Here is a 16,038-nt window from a genome sequence, read left to right on the forward strand (position 1 = left end):
ACTAACCTGCCCCTTTAGTTCCATAAGAAACTCCTATGGCGGCGCTCCTCGCCGCCACCATCTACCACGAAAACCTGCTCTTTACCCAAAATAAAGTCTAACCCATTAAACCCTTGACAATAATGGATGATAACAATACAACCAGGCTGAACTTTTTTTGGTGGATCTTAAGGAAGATACCCTGTATAAGAAACTGGTTGTGACAGTATTGAAGAACCATTTAGTGTACTACAAGTACGTATACAAAAATTTTTGTAACAAATCTCCTGTCATATGTATTGTTAATCTTTTATTGAGGTGATTCTCCTATGGAAGCAATGATTGAACGGTGTGCTGGCCTAGATGTACACCAAGAAACAGTAGTAGCCTGTGTATTATTTGGTCCATTAGATAAAAAGCCAAAAACCTCTATTGAAACGTTTTCAACTACAACAACGGGACTCTTGGCTTTAAGTGATTGGTTAACTACCCTTCAGGTATCCGATGTTGTGATGGAAAGTACCGGAGTCTACTGGAAACCAATATGGAATATTCTCGAAGATTCTTTTCACCTTGTTCTTGCCAATGCCAGGCATGTCAAAAATGTTCCAGGGCGTAAAACTGATGTGAAAGATGCCGAATGGCTTGCCAAGCTTCTAAGATGCGGACTTATTGAAAGCAATTTTGTTCCACCGGAGGATATTCGTGATTTACGGGATCTTACTCGTTATCGAAAAAAATTGATTCATCATCGCACATCCGAGCAGAATCGCATTCACAAAATTCTTCAAGATGCTAATATCAAGCTAACATCCGTACTATCAGACATTTTTGGTGTATCGGGACGCCGTATCCTTGAAGCGATTCTAAACGGTGAAAAAATAGAGACCGATGGTCTTCGAAAAATGGTGGATTGGCGAACAAAAGCTAGTATTACGGACATTGCCAGTGCAATTAATGGACGTATTCGCCGTCATCATCGTGATATGTTGCGTTACCATTGGGAGCATATGAGTTATTTAGAAAAAGCCATAGAAGAATTGGAAAAACAAATCGATCAACTCCTGTCCCCCTATCGTAAGGAAGTAGAATTATTGGATGGAATACCTGGTGTGAACAAAGCTGCCGCAGCTACTTTTATTGCAGAGATGGGCGTGGATATGTCCGTATTTAAGTCAGCTAAACATCTTGCCTCTTGGGCTGGTGTGAGTCCTGGAAATTACGAAAGTGCTGGTAAAAAAAACGAGTAAAACCACACAAGGTAACAAAGCTTTGAAAACGATGGCTGTAGAATGTGTACTAGCGACATCAAGACAAAATAATCGAATTGCTTCACATCGAAAAAGGATTACCAAACGGCAGGGAAAAATGAAGGGACGAATCGCTTCTGCTCATTTACTACTAACGATTGCTTACAACATCTTAAAAACAGGGGAACCCTATCAAGAACTAGGCTCAAATTATCTTGAAGAAAAACAAAATAACAAAGAATTAAAAATGATCGAATACCTAAAAAAGAAAGGCTATACAATCGATCCATCTGAACAACAAACTGCATAACCAGTTAAAATAACGACATAGTACATTTACGTCCTTCAAAAAAATTAGAATATGGTGGGCTTATTTAAGTATGGCCTTTCACTAAAGTGTTTTCATACAAAAAAGGCTGCCTCAGCAACCCCTGTTATTGAAGTAAAGCACCCTTTAGTTCAATAAAGGCTATTAAATTTTTTCTAAATTTTTAGTGAGTCTGATAATCCAATACAATACTATCCACGGAAGTATGAACTTTGTAGCCCATTCAATTACATTAGGAATTAAATATGATGAGTTTATATTAAATAACGGAAGTATTAGCCAAAGTACCAATAAAACTATGATACCAATAATTAAATTTTTCATTTAGATAGCCCCCCTATAATCTCATATTACCATAATAACCCATTATCCTTCTTCAACTAAACTGCCCCGATAGTTGCATAAAGAAAAAGCTGCCTTAAAGACAGCCCCGATCTTCAGCTAACGCACCCGTTAGTTCATTAAGAAAGGAGTTGCCTTAACAACTTCTTTAAGAACAAAATTTATTTATTAGGCACTAATAATACTGTTTTTATTTTTAAAGTAAATAAACAAATTAAATATGCTTAACCCTAAAATTATAATAAACAAATATGAGGAAATAACGTCTCCTCCTAAATTTAATTCATCAGCTATGTATCCCATAATAATAAGATTAATACCAGAAACAATTATTGAAATTATTGAAGTAATACTAACTGTGAATCCATTAACGAGGTTGCTTCGTTTCTTTTGAACCAATAAAATAATGGATATAACAATTAAACTAATTATAAAAGTAATAAAAACTAATCTTAAAAAATCGTATATTTCCAACCCATCCATAGTCATCCCCCTTATTATCCTTTTCCTATTAATTTTACCACAAAAAACCATTATCCTTAATGAACTATACTGCCCCGATAGTTGCATAAAGAAAAAGCTGCCTTAAAGACAGCTAAGAAAGTAGAAAATCTTTTGTTATTCCTATAAAATAAAGATAATTCATAATATATAGGTGAAATTAATGGCTAAAACTAATTTAAAGGTCCAAGTAAACAAAAATGAAATTATCTGGAATGAAGAAAAAGGGTTATTTACTTTTGACGATGCACCTGCACTCTTATTATGGGACTCTGCAATAGAATTGTTTTTAAATACAATTGAAGAGGTTTCCGGAACTGACGTGTCCAAGACTGTATATGAGGCAACCTTTTATCGGATGGGACATTTAGTAAGTTCATATTACCAAGAACGTCAAGACATTGAACAACTTTTTACCGAATACAGTGATATTTATAAAACTGCTGGTTGGGGGAACTTTAAGATTACTTATTACTCATTTGAGGAAAAAAGAGCAGTTATTCAATTAAAAAATAGCTGGGAAGATAGAATCTTTAAAAATTCCAATAAAGAAAACGCGGGAGTTTTATTACCAAGTCATTGGGCAGGTGTCTTTGGAGGACTATTTCAACAAGATATGTGGTATAAGATTAATAAGAGTCAAGCGGAAGGTGAAGAATTTAATGAAATTGAGGTATTCCCTTCTAACATTACTCCAACAAAAAATATTCACGACTTAGCGAGGCAAAAGGAACAACAAAGTATTAAGGAATTAGAGGAAAAGGTAAAAGACCGCACCGAAGAGTTATCCTTATTGGTTAAGGAGTTATCTTCTCCTATTATACCTGTTTTAAAAGGAATTCTTGTTATACCATTAATTGGAAAGTTTAACCAAGAACGACTTTCAGATTTGGTTGAAAACGCTTTAATTGAAATATCTCGTCAAAAGGCAAATTACCTACTAATTGATGTAACTGGTATTACTAGTGTTGATGACTTTACTATATTTGGCATTCGAAAATTAATTGAATCTGTTCGTTTGCTAGGAGCTGAGTGTTTCATAGTAGGAATTTCTTCAAAGCTCGCCATCGAAATTTCCATTTTGAACCTCAATATGAGTAGAGTTCGCACTTTTTCAACCCTCCAACAAGGAGTAGAGTTTGCAATTGGATTAAATGGTTTTGAATTAGTCGAGAAGGAAAAATAAAAGGTAGGTTCTAAAAAATAAAGCTGTCTTTTTGACAGCTTTCGAGTGTTTCTCGACAGCCTGAGCTGCCTTAAAGACAGCTCTGATCATTAGCTAACGCATCCGTTACTAGAATAAGGAGTTACCTTTTTACTTACGAAGCTATCCTTTAACACAATCACGTACTGCCTGCTGTAAAGTTCCAAATATCTGTATTAGGGATAAATCGGCTCCGAGCTGAACAACACTTTGGGCAATTTCGGGTCTTATTCCCGTTACAATAGAACGAACACCAAGCAAACCAAGTACGGCACTAGTTTCAAACAGACATTGGATTACCATTGCATCAAGTTCATAGATGCCTGAAAAATCGCTAATCAAAGTATGGACACTCTGTTCCTGTATTTTTAAAGGCACATGTTCTAAAATATAATTCGCTCTTTCAGAATTGATAGAACCTACTAGGGGTAACACAGCGACCCCTTCCAATATAGGGACGACTGGAGCTGATAGTGTGTTAATTTCTTTGGACACTTTTTCGAGTGATCTTTCGATTTCTTTACGCTTTGTTATATCTCTGACGACAGATTGAATCGCTTTTTTATCCTTATACAAAACAGGAGTACAGTTTGTTTCTACATCAACTAGTGAACCATCAAACCGTCTTAATTGTTTTTCGATAGTTCCAGTTGGTTTATTTTCATCAAGGATCGATTTTGTGTGCCTTACTGTCAGCTCTCTATACTCCTCGGGTACGATATCGAATACAGATTTACCTATAACTTCCTCACTGGAAGCTGCCCGTAAAAAGTCTACTCCTGAAGGGTTTATATACTTAAATTTCCCATCTTGTTGAATAATAATTGCCTCCGTGGTCGATTCCACGATTTGACGATACAATTTTTCATCCGTATTATTTCCCATGAAAATCCACTACTCCTTACCAAAAGCTATAAGTTTTCAACTAAAAACATTATACAATAAGTGAATAATTATTGTATTTTACGCCCCATATCTGTGCTTATTAGTTTAAAAATCCTTCTTCAACTCCCTCAGTTTAATGCGAATATCTCTCGAAGGAAAGAAAAGAATTAGCCATTTCCTGATAACATAACTAAGTCATACAAGTAATTTACAACCTTCCCCATTCTCCAAGCTATTATTGCTGAACTAATTGCAATTACAGCTAAACTCACAACTTTTATTAACTCTAATTTGCCTTTATCCACCTATATCTCTCCTCAACCTGTACTATTTATGAGTATATATTCTTCAACGATAATAAATAATCCCTGTGCAACTAACCTGCCCTGTTAGTTGCATAAGACTTATTTTTGAGTTGACACATACTGTGACATAAAAAAAAGACGGTTTTTACCGTCTAATAAATTGCACTAGTTTTCTTAGTAAAAACAAACCTAATATTACGAAAAGAGAAAATTGAATTAATCCTGGAATACTAAGCCACCTTAGTCAAACATATATGCTCTTTTTCGATAGCTTATTGAAAAAATTAATCCCATTGCTAACATATTCCCCATTAATGAGCTGCCTCCGTAGCTTATAAAAGGTAAAGGTATCCCTGTTATCGGCAATAAACCTATATTCATTCCAATATTTTCGAAAATATGGAAAAAAATCATAGAAACCGCACCTGCACATAGGTAAGATTCAAAACTATTTTTGACATCTATGGCTAACTTCACCATGCTCGAAATAAGGAGAAAATAAATTGTTATTAAAATACTAGATCCTAAGAAACCAAATTTAGAAGCAATAACGCTAAAAATAAAATCTGTATGTGCTTCAGGAACGTATACACCGTCTCCTCTATAACCATAAAATGCACCTGATCCTATGGCAAGTAAGGCTTTGGTTAGGTTATAGCCTTCTCCTGATTGATAAGACTCTGGGTCAATCCAAGCATAAATCCTTCCTAATTGAAATGTTTTTATTCCCATTAATTGAAGAAGTTCAGGGTTAAGAAAAACTAAGTAAAAAATTCCACTGGCAATTAATACGCAAATAATAAAAATAACACCAATTATTCTCCATGATATTCCTGAAACAAATAATATCCCTATAAAAATACACATTAATACTAAAGATGTTCCTAAATCTGGTTGTTTCATAATTAAAAGTATAGGAAGAAGTGTTGCGGCCCCCATCTTAATTAATAGAATAAAATCCGTTTTCAAAGTTTTGTCTACATATTTATTATGATGTTTTTGTATTAAGTAACTTAAACAAATTATTAAAGATATTTTAGTAAATTCAGCTGGCTGTATAGACCCAATCCCAGGAATTTGAAACCAACTTTTGGCACCATTTATTTCTCGTGCTATTGACTCAGGTGACAAAATTAATGCAATTAATAGAAATAAACTAAGCGAGTAAATAAACCAATTCAAGCGAAATATTTGTTCAGAATCTAAATACATAACTCCTAAAATCATACCGAAACCTATAAAATACCAAGATACTTGTCTAAATAAAAAATTCCCTTCGTATTGACCAAATTCTTGAGCAGTATATATGGCTATACAACTAGTTATAAATAGCAAAAGTAAAAGTGTAATTAGGTTGTAATCCAACTTTGAATTTTTCATTTTTTCCCCTTGTAAATATTTTCTTATGTTATAATTTTACTTCATTATACTAAAAATGTAATTTTTTTTAAATAGATGCACTTTTATTATTCATACATTCTAGGTATACAATTGAATAAAAATATGTATGGAGGATAACCAATTAAAAAAAGGCTTAAAATGAAATCATTTTTTTGTTATACGCTTTTATTTTTTCTTTTTATTTGTTCAGTGATTAAATTTTGGTAGTAACATAGCCTCATTTAAATATTATTTCACAAAAAGTATTTTAAGGTATACCATTAATACCAGTAACAGATATAAACTAATAACAATCCTTTAGACTTTTTCAAATTCCCCCAAGCGTTGAGCATATCCCCCGATATAAAAATCAGTAGCCTTTAAGGCTACCAAATTCGTCTGTAAGAAGTTACCTATCCATTTCCCATACATGTTGACGACTTTTTGTATTATTCTTGCCCCTTATTTTCTGCTGCTGGCGATTTTGTTCCCTTTGCATTTCTTTCCTGCCTGTTCAATGCCATTTATTATTACTTCAAGTATGCAGATCCCTTTTTCTTCGGCTTGAATCTGATCTATAATTTGAGGAGTTCGCGGAGTCTTTATGGCTTGAATCCCAATCTTCATATTAGGATCTGTAGTTTTGTACAATTGGTAATTAACCAACATTTATTTTTATTGTTGTTTGTTAACTTTAAACCCCATGTACTTCCACCTTTTTTAGAGTAACAGTTGAATTGGTTCCAATTGAACCAACTGCTGTGGAAACTAATTATTCATTTATTTTTCTTCTATTTTAATTTTTAGTAAAAATACAATTTTATCATCACTTATCATTTTCTTCACTTCATTTTCGTCTTGTAAATTGTATGTCCTTATGGAGTTTCCATTGGATTCCCTGTATGCACCTAATAAATACGTTTCTCCTAATTTTAATTCCACTTTATCTTCCCCTATGGCATAATCCCATCTACTAAACACACCAACAGAATGTATTTTGTCTATTTTTTGTGGGGTTGCAGTTACATTGGGTGCATAAAGAAAACCTAAACGAGTATCATTAGTATTTATTATTCCAAATCCTAAATTTCCTTCCTCCACTTTGTTAGGGCTTTTCCCATAAGATAGTTCAGCTAACGGTTGAGGTTCTTGTTTTCCATCTTTGTAACTTTCTATCCAAACATTTACCCAAGTTATATCTGCATTATTTAATTTGAAATCAAAATCATACAGTTCCCCTAAATTTAATTTTTTAAAAGTATTCGTATGTTCAGAATCGGAATTAACTGAAATTGTAGCTATGCTGTCTTTATTAGTGCAACCAGAAATTATTATCAAGGATAAAATTGATATTAAGCTAAAAATGAAATAGTTTTTTTTCAAAAGATTTCCCCCAGTATTATATTGATTTTACTAAATCTATATTAATTTTACCAAATTACCCCAACCACTTGTTGAACTATCCTGCCCCGATAGTTCCATAACAAAAAGAGTTGCCAAAGCAACTCTCTTATTGAAGTAAAGCACCCTTTAGTTGAAGAAGGATAGATATCTACCAAAAATTGGTATTCTAATAGATGTTACGTTTCAGAAAATAACTCTCCTTTGTGCTCGTCCCGATATATCTGAAATTCATTATCGGAATTGATGATTATTTTATTGTTATTTATTAATGTAATCTCAAGAGGAAATATGGCAGATGTTTTATCAGAAAATATCCATCTTCTCCCTGGTTGGGCTAATATAATAAATATTCCATTCCTTCTTTCACCCATGAAATTAAGGGATTTTCTACTTATTGTATTATTGTCACGCTCGGTCACACCAATTTCATTTAATTTTCCGCTTACACTTATAGTGTTTTCTACAATTAAACCTATTTCACTAATGTTTAAAATACTTTTAACCGAAAAAGGCTCAATACTATCTTTAGCAATTTCATATCTTGAAATAAATTCTACTAAATTACCAGAAGGGTCATAGAAATAAAGAGCATGGGCAGGTAAATGAGCAAAATTAGCTTCATCTACCCCATCTTCAATAAGTAAACTTACTCTTTCTTTTGCCCATGATTTTGCTTCAAAAAATTTGTTAGCTGGTATGTTAAAAGCAAAGTGGTAATAGGGGTTATCTACCACGTCTTTCGTTGTAAACTCAAATTCACCTGTACCCACAGCAATTCGAAAGCGATTCTTATCCTCATTAATTAGAGAAAAACCTAACGTATCAATATAGAATTTTTTCATTTGCTTTAAACTTTTAGTCTGTAAAACAATCGATTTAATTTCCAATGATAATAACACCTTCCTTGTATATCTAATAATGTAAGTAAGTCTATGTATAAATCGTATCCACATCCTTTTTATACCATAATTATCCATTAAGGTAAAATTCATCTATTTTTATATATATATTAATTCATCTTATTGTTGCAGTTGTAACCTCGCCTATTAATTGTTTGTAACTATCCTGCTCCGGTTGTTGCATAAAGAAAAAGCTGCCTTAAAGACAGCTCCGATCTTCAGCTAACGCCCCTGTTACTACCCATTTATGAATTTCCCTAATGAATAAACCAATAAAATTAATAATTGATAAAGAGTAAAGGGGACTAATGTAATGAGTGGGATGTACTTTATCTTATTTTTTTCTTTCCTTTTTACAGCTATAATCGTACAAACAATAGAAACACCATACAGGGTCAAACTACTAATTAGTAATATATCACTTAACTTGTAATCAATTATTTCAATTGCAGCAAATAAAAGTAATGGAGCCATAACTCCAACTATGGCTGACGTAAAACTAAACATATTTTTCTTCATTTCAATTTCCAACCTAAATTCATTTGATAATGGTGGTGGCAGCCCCACATCTTGAACTATAGCACAAGTTAGCTTAATAAAATTATCTCTGTTAATCACTCTTTTTTTCAATAATAGATTTGTTTAATCCTACTTGTCTTATTTCAACTAATCTGCCCCGTTACTTCAATAAGAAAAGAGCCAGTAATGGCAGCCTTTATCTTTGCCTACTTATAGATCTTTTTGATTAACATTTAGTTCAATCAAATTACCATCTGGGTCGGCACAAAAAATTTGTGCAAATCCACTTTTCCCGTATGGTTTTTCAAGTATTTCAACTTTATTCTGTTTTAACCATTTAAGAGTGTCATAGTGGTTCTCGACTCTAAGGGCAAAGTGACCTTCTCTGCTGGATAAGCTTTTATCCTTACGAATTGTCTGTGAAGAGGGATCGACTATCAAGTGAAGTTGATGTCCCTCTATTTCATACCAGGCACCTGGAAAATCAAAATCAGGACGCTGTATTTCTTTTAAACATAAAGTTTTACCATAGAATTCTTTTGCTCTTTCCAAATCTGTCACAGTAAGACTTACATGATGGAGGCATTTATATTTAATCAAAACCTTCACTTCTTTCATTTCAACTATTTTTTTTACCTTAGTCATTTTGTGGCTAAGATGACCCCTTACACCGTATCTGGAGCTGGATCGGTTAATTTAAACTATTCGGCAGCTAGAATCCATAATCCTTCTTCAACTAAACTGCGCTCGATAGATGAATAAAGAAAAAGCTAACTTAAAGTCAGCTTAGATCTTCGCACCCGTTAGTTAAATAGACTATATAACAATCCTATTTCTGGTGATATTATTCTTGAATCTCTTTAATGCTTCTTCCACAGAAATAGTCGTGTCCCATTTTTAGTTTTTCTACTGTTGTAAATAAGTATTTTTTTGATGCATTTTTTCTATTCTTTCATTATAAAAGACTTTAATTTTTACATAATTAGTCACTTGGATTAATAAAAAATTTATTTCAAAAATTCTTACTTTAATGTACAATAACATGTAGTTTATATTTTTGCAGAATAGTTTTAATAATAAGAAAGGGGATATGTATGGTTCTAATTGGTGTTCTTTTAATCATGATTGGCTTCGTACTTAGATTTAATTCAGCAGTTGTGGTAACTATTTCAGCACTCGTTACGGGGATGATTGCAGGTATTCCCATTACCAGTATTATTACGCAATTTGGCGAAGCATTTACAACTAACAGGTACATGTCTATTCTCATAGTCACGCTTCCCGTTATTGGGCTGCTTGAAAAAAATGGTCTCCAGCAGCAAGCTTCAAAGGTTGTATCAAAAATTAAAGCCATCACTGTTGGCCGGGTATTGACCATGTATTTATTGATCAGGGAAGTCGGAGCTGCTCTTGGTTTAAACAGCCTTGGTGGTCATCCGCAGACTGTACGTCCGCTGATTGCCCCAATGGCAGAAGGGGCTGCTCTAACAAAATATGGTAAGCTACCTGAGAAAGAGCAACAGGAAATCCGTGCACACGCAGCCGCTACCGATAATATTGGCTTGTTTTTCGGAGAAGATATTTTCGTGGCGGTTGGTGCAATTCTATTGATGAACGGATTTTTTGAACAGAACAATATCCCTGCTGACCCAATATCAATGGCGTTATGGGGAATTCCTACTGCCATCTTTGCTTTTATTGTACACGCCATTCGCCTCCGTATGTTTGATAAAAAGCTGGATAAACGTTTGGGCAGTCGTGGCCAATAATGATAAACACTCCAAAGAGAAAGTGAGCATCTATTATGATATTCTCAGTTGAAATGATTTACGTATTGATGGGCATCATTGTTCTAGGCTGCTCCCTATATATTTTCACTGATCGGACGAACAGCCGCCGGTTGACTACGGGAAGCTTTTACTTGATTTATTCAATTACATTAATGTTCGGCCAAATTATTCCGCCATTTTACATTGGACTTATGGTTATTATTATGGTTTTAATCATTGCAGGTGGCGGGTTAAAGAAAAGCGAACATGTTGAAGAAAGCATTACTGTAAAGGAAGAGCGAAGAAAACGGCTTGGCGGCCGTCTTTTCCTACCCGCCATCTTGATTCCTATTTTAACCTTAGCTGGTTCTAAGCTGCTAGACGGTGTTAAAATTGGCGGAAAGGCTTTGCTGGATCCATCTAATGTAACGATGGTTGCTTTAGGTCTGGCGTGTTTGACTGCCATTATTTTTGCGATGGTGATGACACGCGGAACACCTACAGGAGCTGTGAAAGAATCACGTCGCCTGCTAGAATCTATTGGTTGGGCTGTATTGCTGCCACAGCTACTTGCAACATTGGGAACCATTTACACAAATGCAGGGGTTGGTACAGTCGTTTCCAAAGCTGTGACAGCAATCATTCCCGATGGTTCGCTATTTTGGGTTGTGGTCATTTTCTGTCTCGGCATGGCTATATTCACTATGATCATGGGGAACGCCTTTGCTGCCTTCCCAGTTATGGCTGCAGGTATCGCCATTCCTTTTCTGATTAACCAATTTGACGCTAATCCAAATCATATAGCTGCCATATCTATGTTTGCGGGTTATTGTGGAACATTAATGACGCCAATGGCTGCCAACTTTAATATTGTGCCGGCAGCCTTGCTGGACTTGAAAGATAAAAACCATGTCATAAAAGTTCAAGTTCCAACAGCTTTGGCAGTATTAGCTTTCAATATCGTACTTATGTACTTACTTGTTTCATTAGGAGTATAGGAGGGATCTTCATGAAGCAAAAAGTGTTATTAACCGGGTTTGAGCCCTTTGGCGGAGAAAGAGTAAACCCTTCCTGGGAAGCAGTAAAACAGTTACATGGAGAAGTTATTGATGATGTGACTCTAGTTGCTGAACAAATCCCAACTGTATTCGGGAAATCAGTTGCAGTAATGGAGCAGCTTATCCAGCAGCATAATCCTGACATCGTTATCTGTGTAGGACAAGCTGGGGGTCGGCTTCACATCACACCTGAACGGGTGGCAATCAATATGGATGATGCTAGAATCCCAGACAATCAGGGAAACCAGCCTATTGATGAGCCTATTGCAGACAAAGGGCCAGTAGCCTATTGGTCTACGATCCCCATCAAAAGAATTGTCGAAAACATGAAGGAAAGCAACATTCCTGCATCGGTATCCCATACCGCCGGAACATTTGTATGCAACCATATCTTCTATGGATTAATGGACTATATCACCCGAACCTCATCAAGCATCCGGGGTGGATTTATCCATATTCCTTTCATTCCGGAGCAAACTATTAATAAAGAAGCGCCTAGTTTAAGCCTTGAGACAATTGTTAAGGGCATAAAAATAGCTGCTGTCACAGCTGCTAAATATGAATCGGATATTCATACAGTAGGCGGGACGACCCATTAATTGTACCGTTTTTTAAAAATTCGACCGATTTACTTGTTTTGGTTATAATTCATGTTTGGCCTCATGTTTATGATGAAAGTGTCCTTTTCGCTTGCGAGCTTGGGACACTTTCATCATATCAAGAGGTCTTTTTGATTCATTACAATAATCCCCATAACAAAAGGAGCTGCTGATCAGCTCCTGATAATGAAGTAAAGCACCTGTTAGCCAACCATGCAGCGCACGACCAGCGCTGCACCACAGTTACTGTTTTTTCCATACCCCACCTGAACAGGGAGTAAAGCCACAAGTTTCATAAAATAATACTTATGACCATTTTTCATCATCATCAATCCACTGATTACTCTTTAAATTAAATGATTCGTCCTCATCGTGAAAAACAAAGTATGAAGGCAAGTGTAATGCTTGTCCACCTGCTTTTTCCCAACATTCCCTAAACCCCTTCTATTCTTTTTTTATGTGTTTACGATTCTTTACTAAAAAGGAATTACTTAGAATTCTGTGTCTTTATTTTCTTGATATGCGCTCTTCTGCGAAAAGTGTGTCTATGATTTTCTCAGTGACACTACCTACCATTTCTCAATGGCCACTGGACAAAACATAGAAAGGTTGCCGGTTATTTTTTCTCCTACACGAAGGAATAAGCCACTAGCTTCTCCACCAATTAAGAAAGACCCTACAAGCATTTTTCCAGTATATTCTCCGTCCCAAGTATTTACCGTTTTAGTTGGCATCTCAACATATTGTTGATATACCTTTTGCCATTCTGTGTAATAATCTTCTTCATCTTTCTCTACTAACTTTGAAAAGTTGTCAAAAATCTCAACACTTCCGCCTTCGCGTCCGTAAATTGGCTTTGCTACATATGCTTTATTCTCAAAAGGAAAACCACTTTTTAAATAAGTAGGTAAGAAGTATCGACGGATGCTCTCTCGTTCTTCAAAGCTGAAGATCCCGCTGTCATCTCGTAGCGTCCATATAAGAGCTAAAACCGCTTTAGACTGCATAAGAAAGGATCCGGGCGGATTTATTAATTTTACTTTACCATCAGCAATATGTTGCAAAAAAGAAAGGCCAATTTCATTTCCGGTAGAATCTTTATCATCAACTAAATATTCAAGCGGATAAAGTCGATATAAGAGGTTAATCTTATCTCCTTCTTGATCGAACAGCCCCTCATCCGATACGATAATATCTTCAATAGCTATAAATTTAGTTTTATGTAGACAACTCTTATTTAAATTGAATAAAACAGTTTCACGATCTTCATCGTGCCAACCGTAGGAAGTAAAATGAACGGTGTCATTATCTGTTATATTATATTCTTTGCTAATCATTGCCCAAGTTCTTTTGATATTTTCTTCAAGTTTATTTGGAGATACAAATTCATATTCTTCACAAATGATTTGATTAACAATAGATGATTCTATATATCCTGTAGGTGTATCACAATTCACTTCAATTAGCTTGATTTCATCTCCATTAACAATGAAATCCATTCTAGTAAAGTAGCTAAATAAATCACTAGGAACATTGGCAGCATCCCAGGTTTGAACAGGCAATCCTAGTTCAGACTTCCAGACGTTACTTTCTTGAGAACCGTCCAACAGTTTGTGATACATCTTGTTGTATACGTTCCCTATTTTTTTGGTAGCAATATTAATGCTATCTATTTCTCTTTGAGAATATGTATGTATACCATAAGACATATATTGGTGCCAATCTTCATCTTCTTCTAAACTTCCCCAGGTAAAGCCTTTCTCGACCATTTTGTCGTTTAATTCAATCCACTTTAAAAGATATTGTGCTTCATTCTTATTATCCATATTAGTCTCTCCTTAGATGCTTTTTGAAATTTCGATTTAACTACTTGCCCCGCCTTTTCCGCTTCCAATACCAGTGGAACCTTTATTAGTAGAAGCTTTGCTAGAACCACTGACGACACCATTTTTAGTTGTTTTAGAACCGGTTACCGGAGGAACAACTGTATGACTGTTGGAATTTGTATTGGTATTAGAGCTAGAACCTGAACCTGAACCTGAACTAGAATCATTTTGTTCTTCGTCTTCTTTGTACGTTTCATCACTTTTATTAACAGACGGAGTAGATCCGCAACCTACTAAAACAGAGCTTGTTAACCCTAAAGAGGCTATTAAAGAAGCTAATTTTCTCTTATTCATTTTCATTAAATAATTCACCTTATTTTCATTTGTATTTTTTATGAAAAATTTTAATTCTTTCTTAAACTAATTTATATTACATATTTTTTTTATTATTTTCCGAGAATCAGAGAGAAAGCGAATTAAGTATTTAAATGCTGATAAAACGATCGTTTTGATTTTTTATTATGGCTCTGTTAAACATTGTTTTTTGAACAAAAAAAAGACAACTCTGTGGTCTTGTACGACTTAATGAACTAACACACCTTTAGTTCTATAAGATTCAAAATGAATTTTAGTTAAGGTTAAATAAAAAAAATAGTTACAAAGAGCACTAATACTGTCCATATAAATGATGATTTAATCTTTTTCGCATTTGAAATTGTATTCTTTTTTATTTTATTTATTAAGGTTAAAACTAAAATATTTATTAAAAATAGAAAATAATAAATGGTTATGAATAAGATCCACCTACTACTCTGAATTACTTCACTGAGGGGACTTATAAAAAACGCACTAATAAATACAACTATTGATATAACCAATAGGAAAGATACTATTATGTGCATTTTTTTCCAAATAGGATGCAATAAAAAAGTATTACTTTTCTTAGATTGAAAAAACATAAGTAAGCTAAATAAACCAATAACAGCAATAATAAATAATAGTGTCATTAACATCTGTACTGTATTTACAGTGTTTGATGGATTTAACGTTGCCATATCTTTCTTAAAATAATCAGTTATAAATGCGAGAATTCCTAAAATTATTACTATAATCCCTTGGAGAAACGTCCACCGTGAAAACATCAATACATACACACCCTCTCTCTATATTCTACGGATAGAAAGTCCCAATAGTTTCATAATTTTTCCTTATTGAACTAACCTCGCCCCTATAGTTCCATAAGAAAAAAGTTGCTTCAGCAACCTCCCTTATTGAAGTATTTAATCCATCAATCTATAAAACAAAAAAAGATTAGCTCATAACTAATCTTTTTTGTTCTTAATAATAAATTCTCCTAATTTTCCTAATAAATGTAATGTGTAAATAATCATTAAGGCTCTGGCTACTACAAAACCATCTATAGCTAAGTCATATCCGCCTCGTAATAAGGCTGAATCCGAAAACCAAAAATAAATTGATATTGCCAGAGGTATTAATAGAAAAATCAAAGCTAGTTGAGTTTTTTCATCCATCAGATCCCGCCTTATTATATGTATTTTACAAATAATAGCATTATTTCTGGAAATAAAAAACTAAAAAGTGGAAATTATTTACTGCTTAAATGGCTCTGTAAGGCATTTTAGTAAGAGGTAATATAAATACGTCAGAGGATATAATTCCGCCCACCAATGCACATCGTTTTTGGCATTTTACGATAGGTCTTATAATAGCACTCCTTATGGAAAGTTCCGTAAGGAAAAGCTGCCTTAAGACAGCTCCGATCTTCAACT

General features: G+C 34.3%; 17 protein-coding genes. 6 read left to right on the forward strand and 11 right to left on the reverse strand.

Features of this window, described 5'->3' with window-relative positions; all coding sequences use genetic code 11:
- Positions 1-308: 308 nt before the first annotated feature.
- Positions 309-1,229, forward strand: a complete 921-nt coding sequence (locus JFV29_RS09040) for an IS110 family transposase (protein ID WP_242486806.1) — start codon at positions 309-311, stop codon at positions 1,227-1,229.
- Complete coding sequence (locus JFV29_RS30300; protein ID WP_231688430.1) at positions 1,207-1,539, forward strand: hypothetical protein; 333 nt, start codon at positions 1,207-1,209, stop codon at positions 1,537-1,539. The genes JFV29_RS09040 and JFV29_RS30300 overlap by 23 nt, the downstream gene beginning before the upstream one ends.
- A 528-nt stretch (positions 1,540-2,067) precedes the next feature.
- Here the strand turns inward: JFV29_RS30300 and JFV29_RS09045 are convergent.
- On the reverse strand, positions 2,068-2,382 hold the full coding sequence (locus JFV29_RS09045) for a hypothetical protein (RefSeq protein ID WP_201182655.1): 315 nt from the start codon (positions 2,380-2,382) through the stop codon (positions 2,068-2,070).
- A 181-nt stretch (positions 2,383-2,563) separates the two neighbouring features.
- Here JFV29_RS09045 and JFV29_RS09050 point away from each other — a divergent pair, with 181 nt between their 5' ends.
- A complete protein-coding gene (locus JFV29_RS09050; protein WP_201182657.1) occupies positions 2,564-3,586 on the forward strand; it encodes an STAS domain-containing protein in 1,023 nt (340 codons plus the stop codon).
- Positions 3,587-3,727: 141 nt separating this feature from the next.
- On the opposite strand, the gene JFV29_RS09055 is transcribed toward JFV29_RS09050, so the two are convergent.
- The 7 genes from JFV29_RS09055 to JFV29_RS09085 all read right to left on the reverse strand — a co-directional run bounded on the left by JFV29_RS09055 (position 3,728) and on the right by JFV29_RS09085 (position 9,596).
- Positions 3,728-4,489, reverse strand: a complete 762-nt coding sequence (locus JFV29_RS09055) for a PAS domain S-box protein (protein WP_201182658.1) — start codon at positions 4,487-4,489, stop codon at positions 3,728-3,730.
- Positions 4,490-4,656: 167 nt separating this feature from the next.
- Entirely contained in the window at positions 4,657-4,794 is a 138-nt protein-coding gene (locus tag JFV29_RS09060) for a hypothetical protein (protein ID WP_157830938.1), read from the reverse strand.
- 240 nt (positions 4,795-5,034) lie between these two features.
- The gene (locus tag JFV29_RS09065; RefSeq protein WP_056523374.1) at positions 5,035-6,174 is read right to left on the reverse strand and encodes an FtsW/RodA/SpoVE family cell cycle protein; all 1,140 of its coding nucleotides are present in this window, start codon (positions 6,172-6,174) and stop codon (positions 5,035-5,037) included.
- A 780-nt stretch (positions 6,175-6,954) separates the two neighbouring features.
- The gene (locus JFV29_RS09070) at positions 6,955-7,557 is read right to left on the reverse strand and encodes a hypothetical protein (RefSeq protein WP_201182660.1); all 603 of its coding nucleotides are present in this window, start codon (positions 7,555-7,557) and stop codon (positions 6,955-6,957) included.
- A gap of 197 nt (positions 7,558-7,754) precedes the next feature.
- Positions 7,755-8,465: a VOC family protein gene (locus tag JFV29_RS09075; protein ID WP_201182663.1), complete on the reverse strand. Its 711-nt coding sequence runs from the start codon at positions 8,463-8,465 to the stop codon at positions 7,755-7,757.
- Between the two features lie 249 nt (positions 8,466-8,714).
- Positions 8,715-9,107: a hypothetical protein gene (locus JFV29_RS09080; protein WP_201250014.1), complete on the reverse strand. Its 393-nt coding sequence runs from the start codon at positions 9,105-9,107 to the stop codon at positions 8,715-8,717.
- 99 nt (positions 9,108-9,206) lie between these two features.
- Entirely contained in the window at positions 9,207-9,596 is a 390-nt protein-coding gene (locus tag JFV29_RS09085) for a VOC family protein (protein WP_201183486.1), read from the reverse strand.
- 494 nt (positions 9,597-10,090) lie between these two features.
- Here JFV29_RS09085 and JFV29_RS09090 point away from each other — a divergent pair, with 494 nt between their 5' ends.
- From JFV29_RS09090 to pcp, 3 genes are read left to right on the forward strand one after another with little or no spacing between them, the layout of a single operon-like run.
- Positions 10,091-10,765: a DUF969 domain-containing protein gene (locus tag JFV29_RS09090; RefSeq protein WP_098178254.1), complete on the forward strand. Its 675-nt coding sequence runs from the start codon at positions 10,091-10,093 to the stop codon at positions 10,763-10,765.
- 35 nt (positions 10,766-10,800) lie between these two features.
- Positions 10,801-11,763 (forward strand): DUF979 domain-containing protein, encoded by a 963-nt coding sequence (locus JFV29_RS09095; RefSeq protein ID WP_201182668.1) that lies wholly within the window; start codon positions 10,801-10,803, stop codon positions 11,761-11,763.
- Between the two features lie 11 nt (positions 11,764-11,774).
- A complete protein-coding gene (pcp, locus tag JFV29_RS09100; protein ID WP_056523388.1) occupies positions 11,775-12,422 on the forward strand; it encodes a pyroglutamyl-peptidase I in 648 nt (215 codons plus the stop codon).
- Between the two features lie 569 nt (positions 12,423-12,991).
- Here pcp and JFV29_RS09105 read toward each other — a convergent pair.
- The 3 genes from JFV29_RS09105 to JFV29_RS09115 all read right to left on the reverse strand — a co-directional run bounded on the left by JFV29_RS09105 (position 12,992) and on the right by JFV29_RS09115 (position 15,780).
- Complete coding sequence (locus JFV29_RS09105) at positions 12,992-14,248, reverse strand: glutathionylspermidine synthase family protein (protein WP_201182679.1); 1,257 nt, start codon at positions 14,246-14,248, stop codon at positions 12,992-12,994.
- Between the two features lie 36 nt (positions 14,249-14,284).
- Complete coding sequence (locus tag JFV29_RS09110) at positions 14,285-14,608, reverse strand: hypothetical protein (protein WP_201182683.1); 324 nt, start codon at positions 14,606-14,608, stop codon at positions 14,285-14,287.
- Positions 14,609-15,570: 962 nt separating this feature from the next.
- Positions 15,571-15,780 carry a hypothetical protein gene (locus JFV29_RS09115; RefSeq protein ID WP_201222070.1) on the reverse strand — a complete coding sequence of 70 codons (210 nt, stop codon included), beginning with the start codon at positions 15,778-15,780 and terminating at the stop codon, positions 15,571-15,573.
- Positions 15,781-16,038 lie beyond the last annotated feature (258 nt).

Origin of the sequence: Peribacillus sp. TH16 (genome assembly GCF_016651095.1) — a bacterium.
Taxonomy (GTDB): domain Bacteria; phylum Bacillota; class Bacilli; order Bacillales; family DSM-1321; genus Peribacillus; species Peribacillus butanolivorans.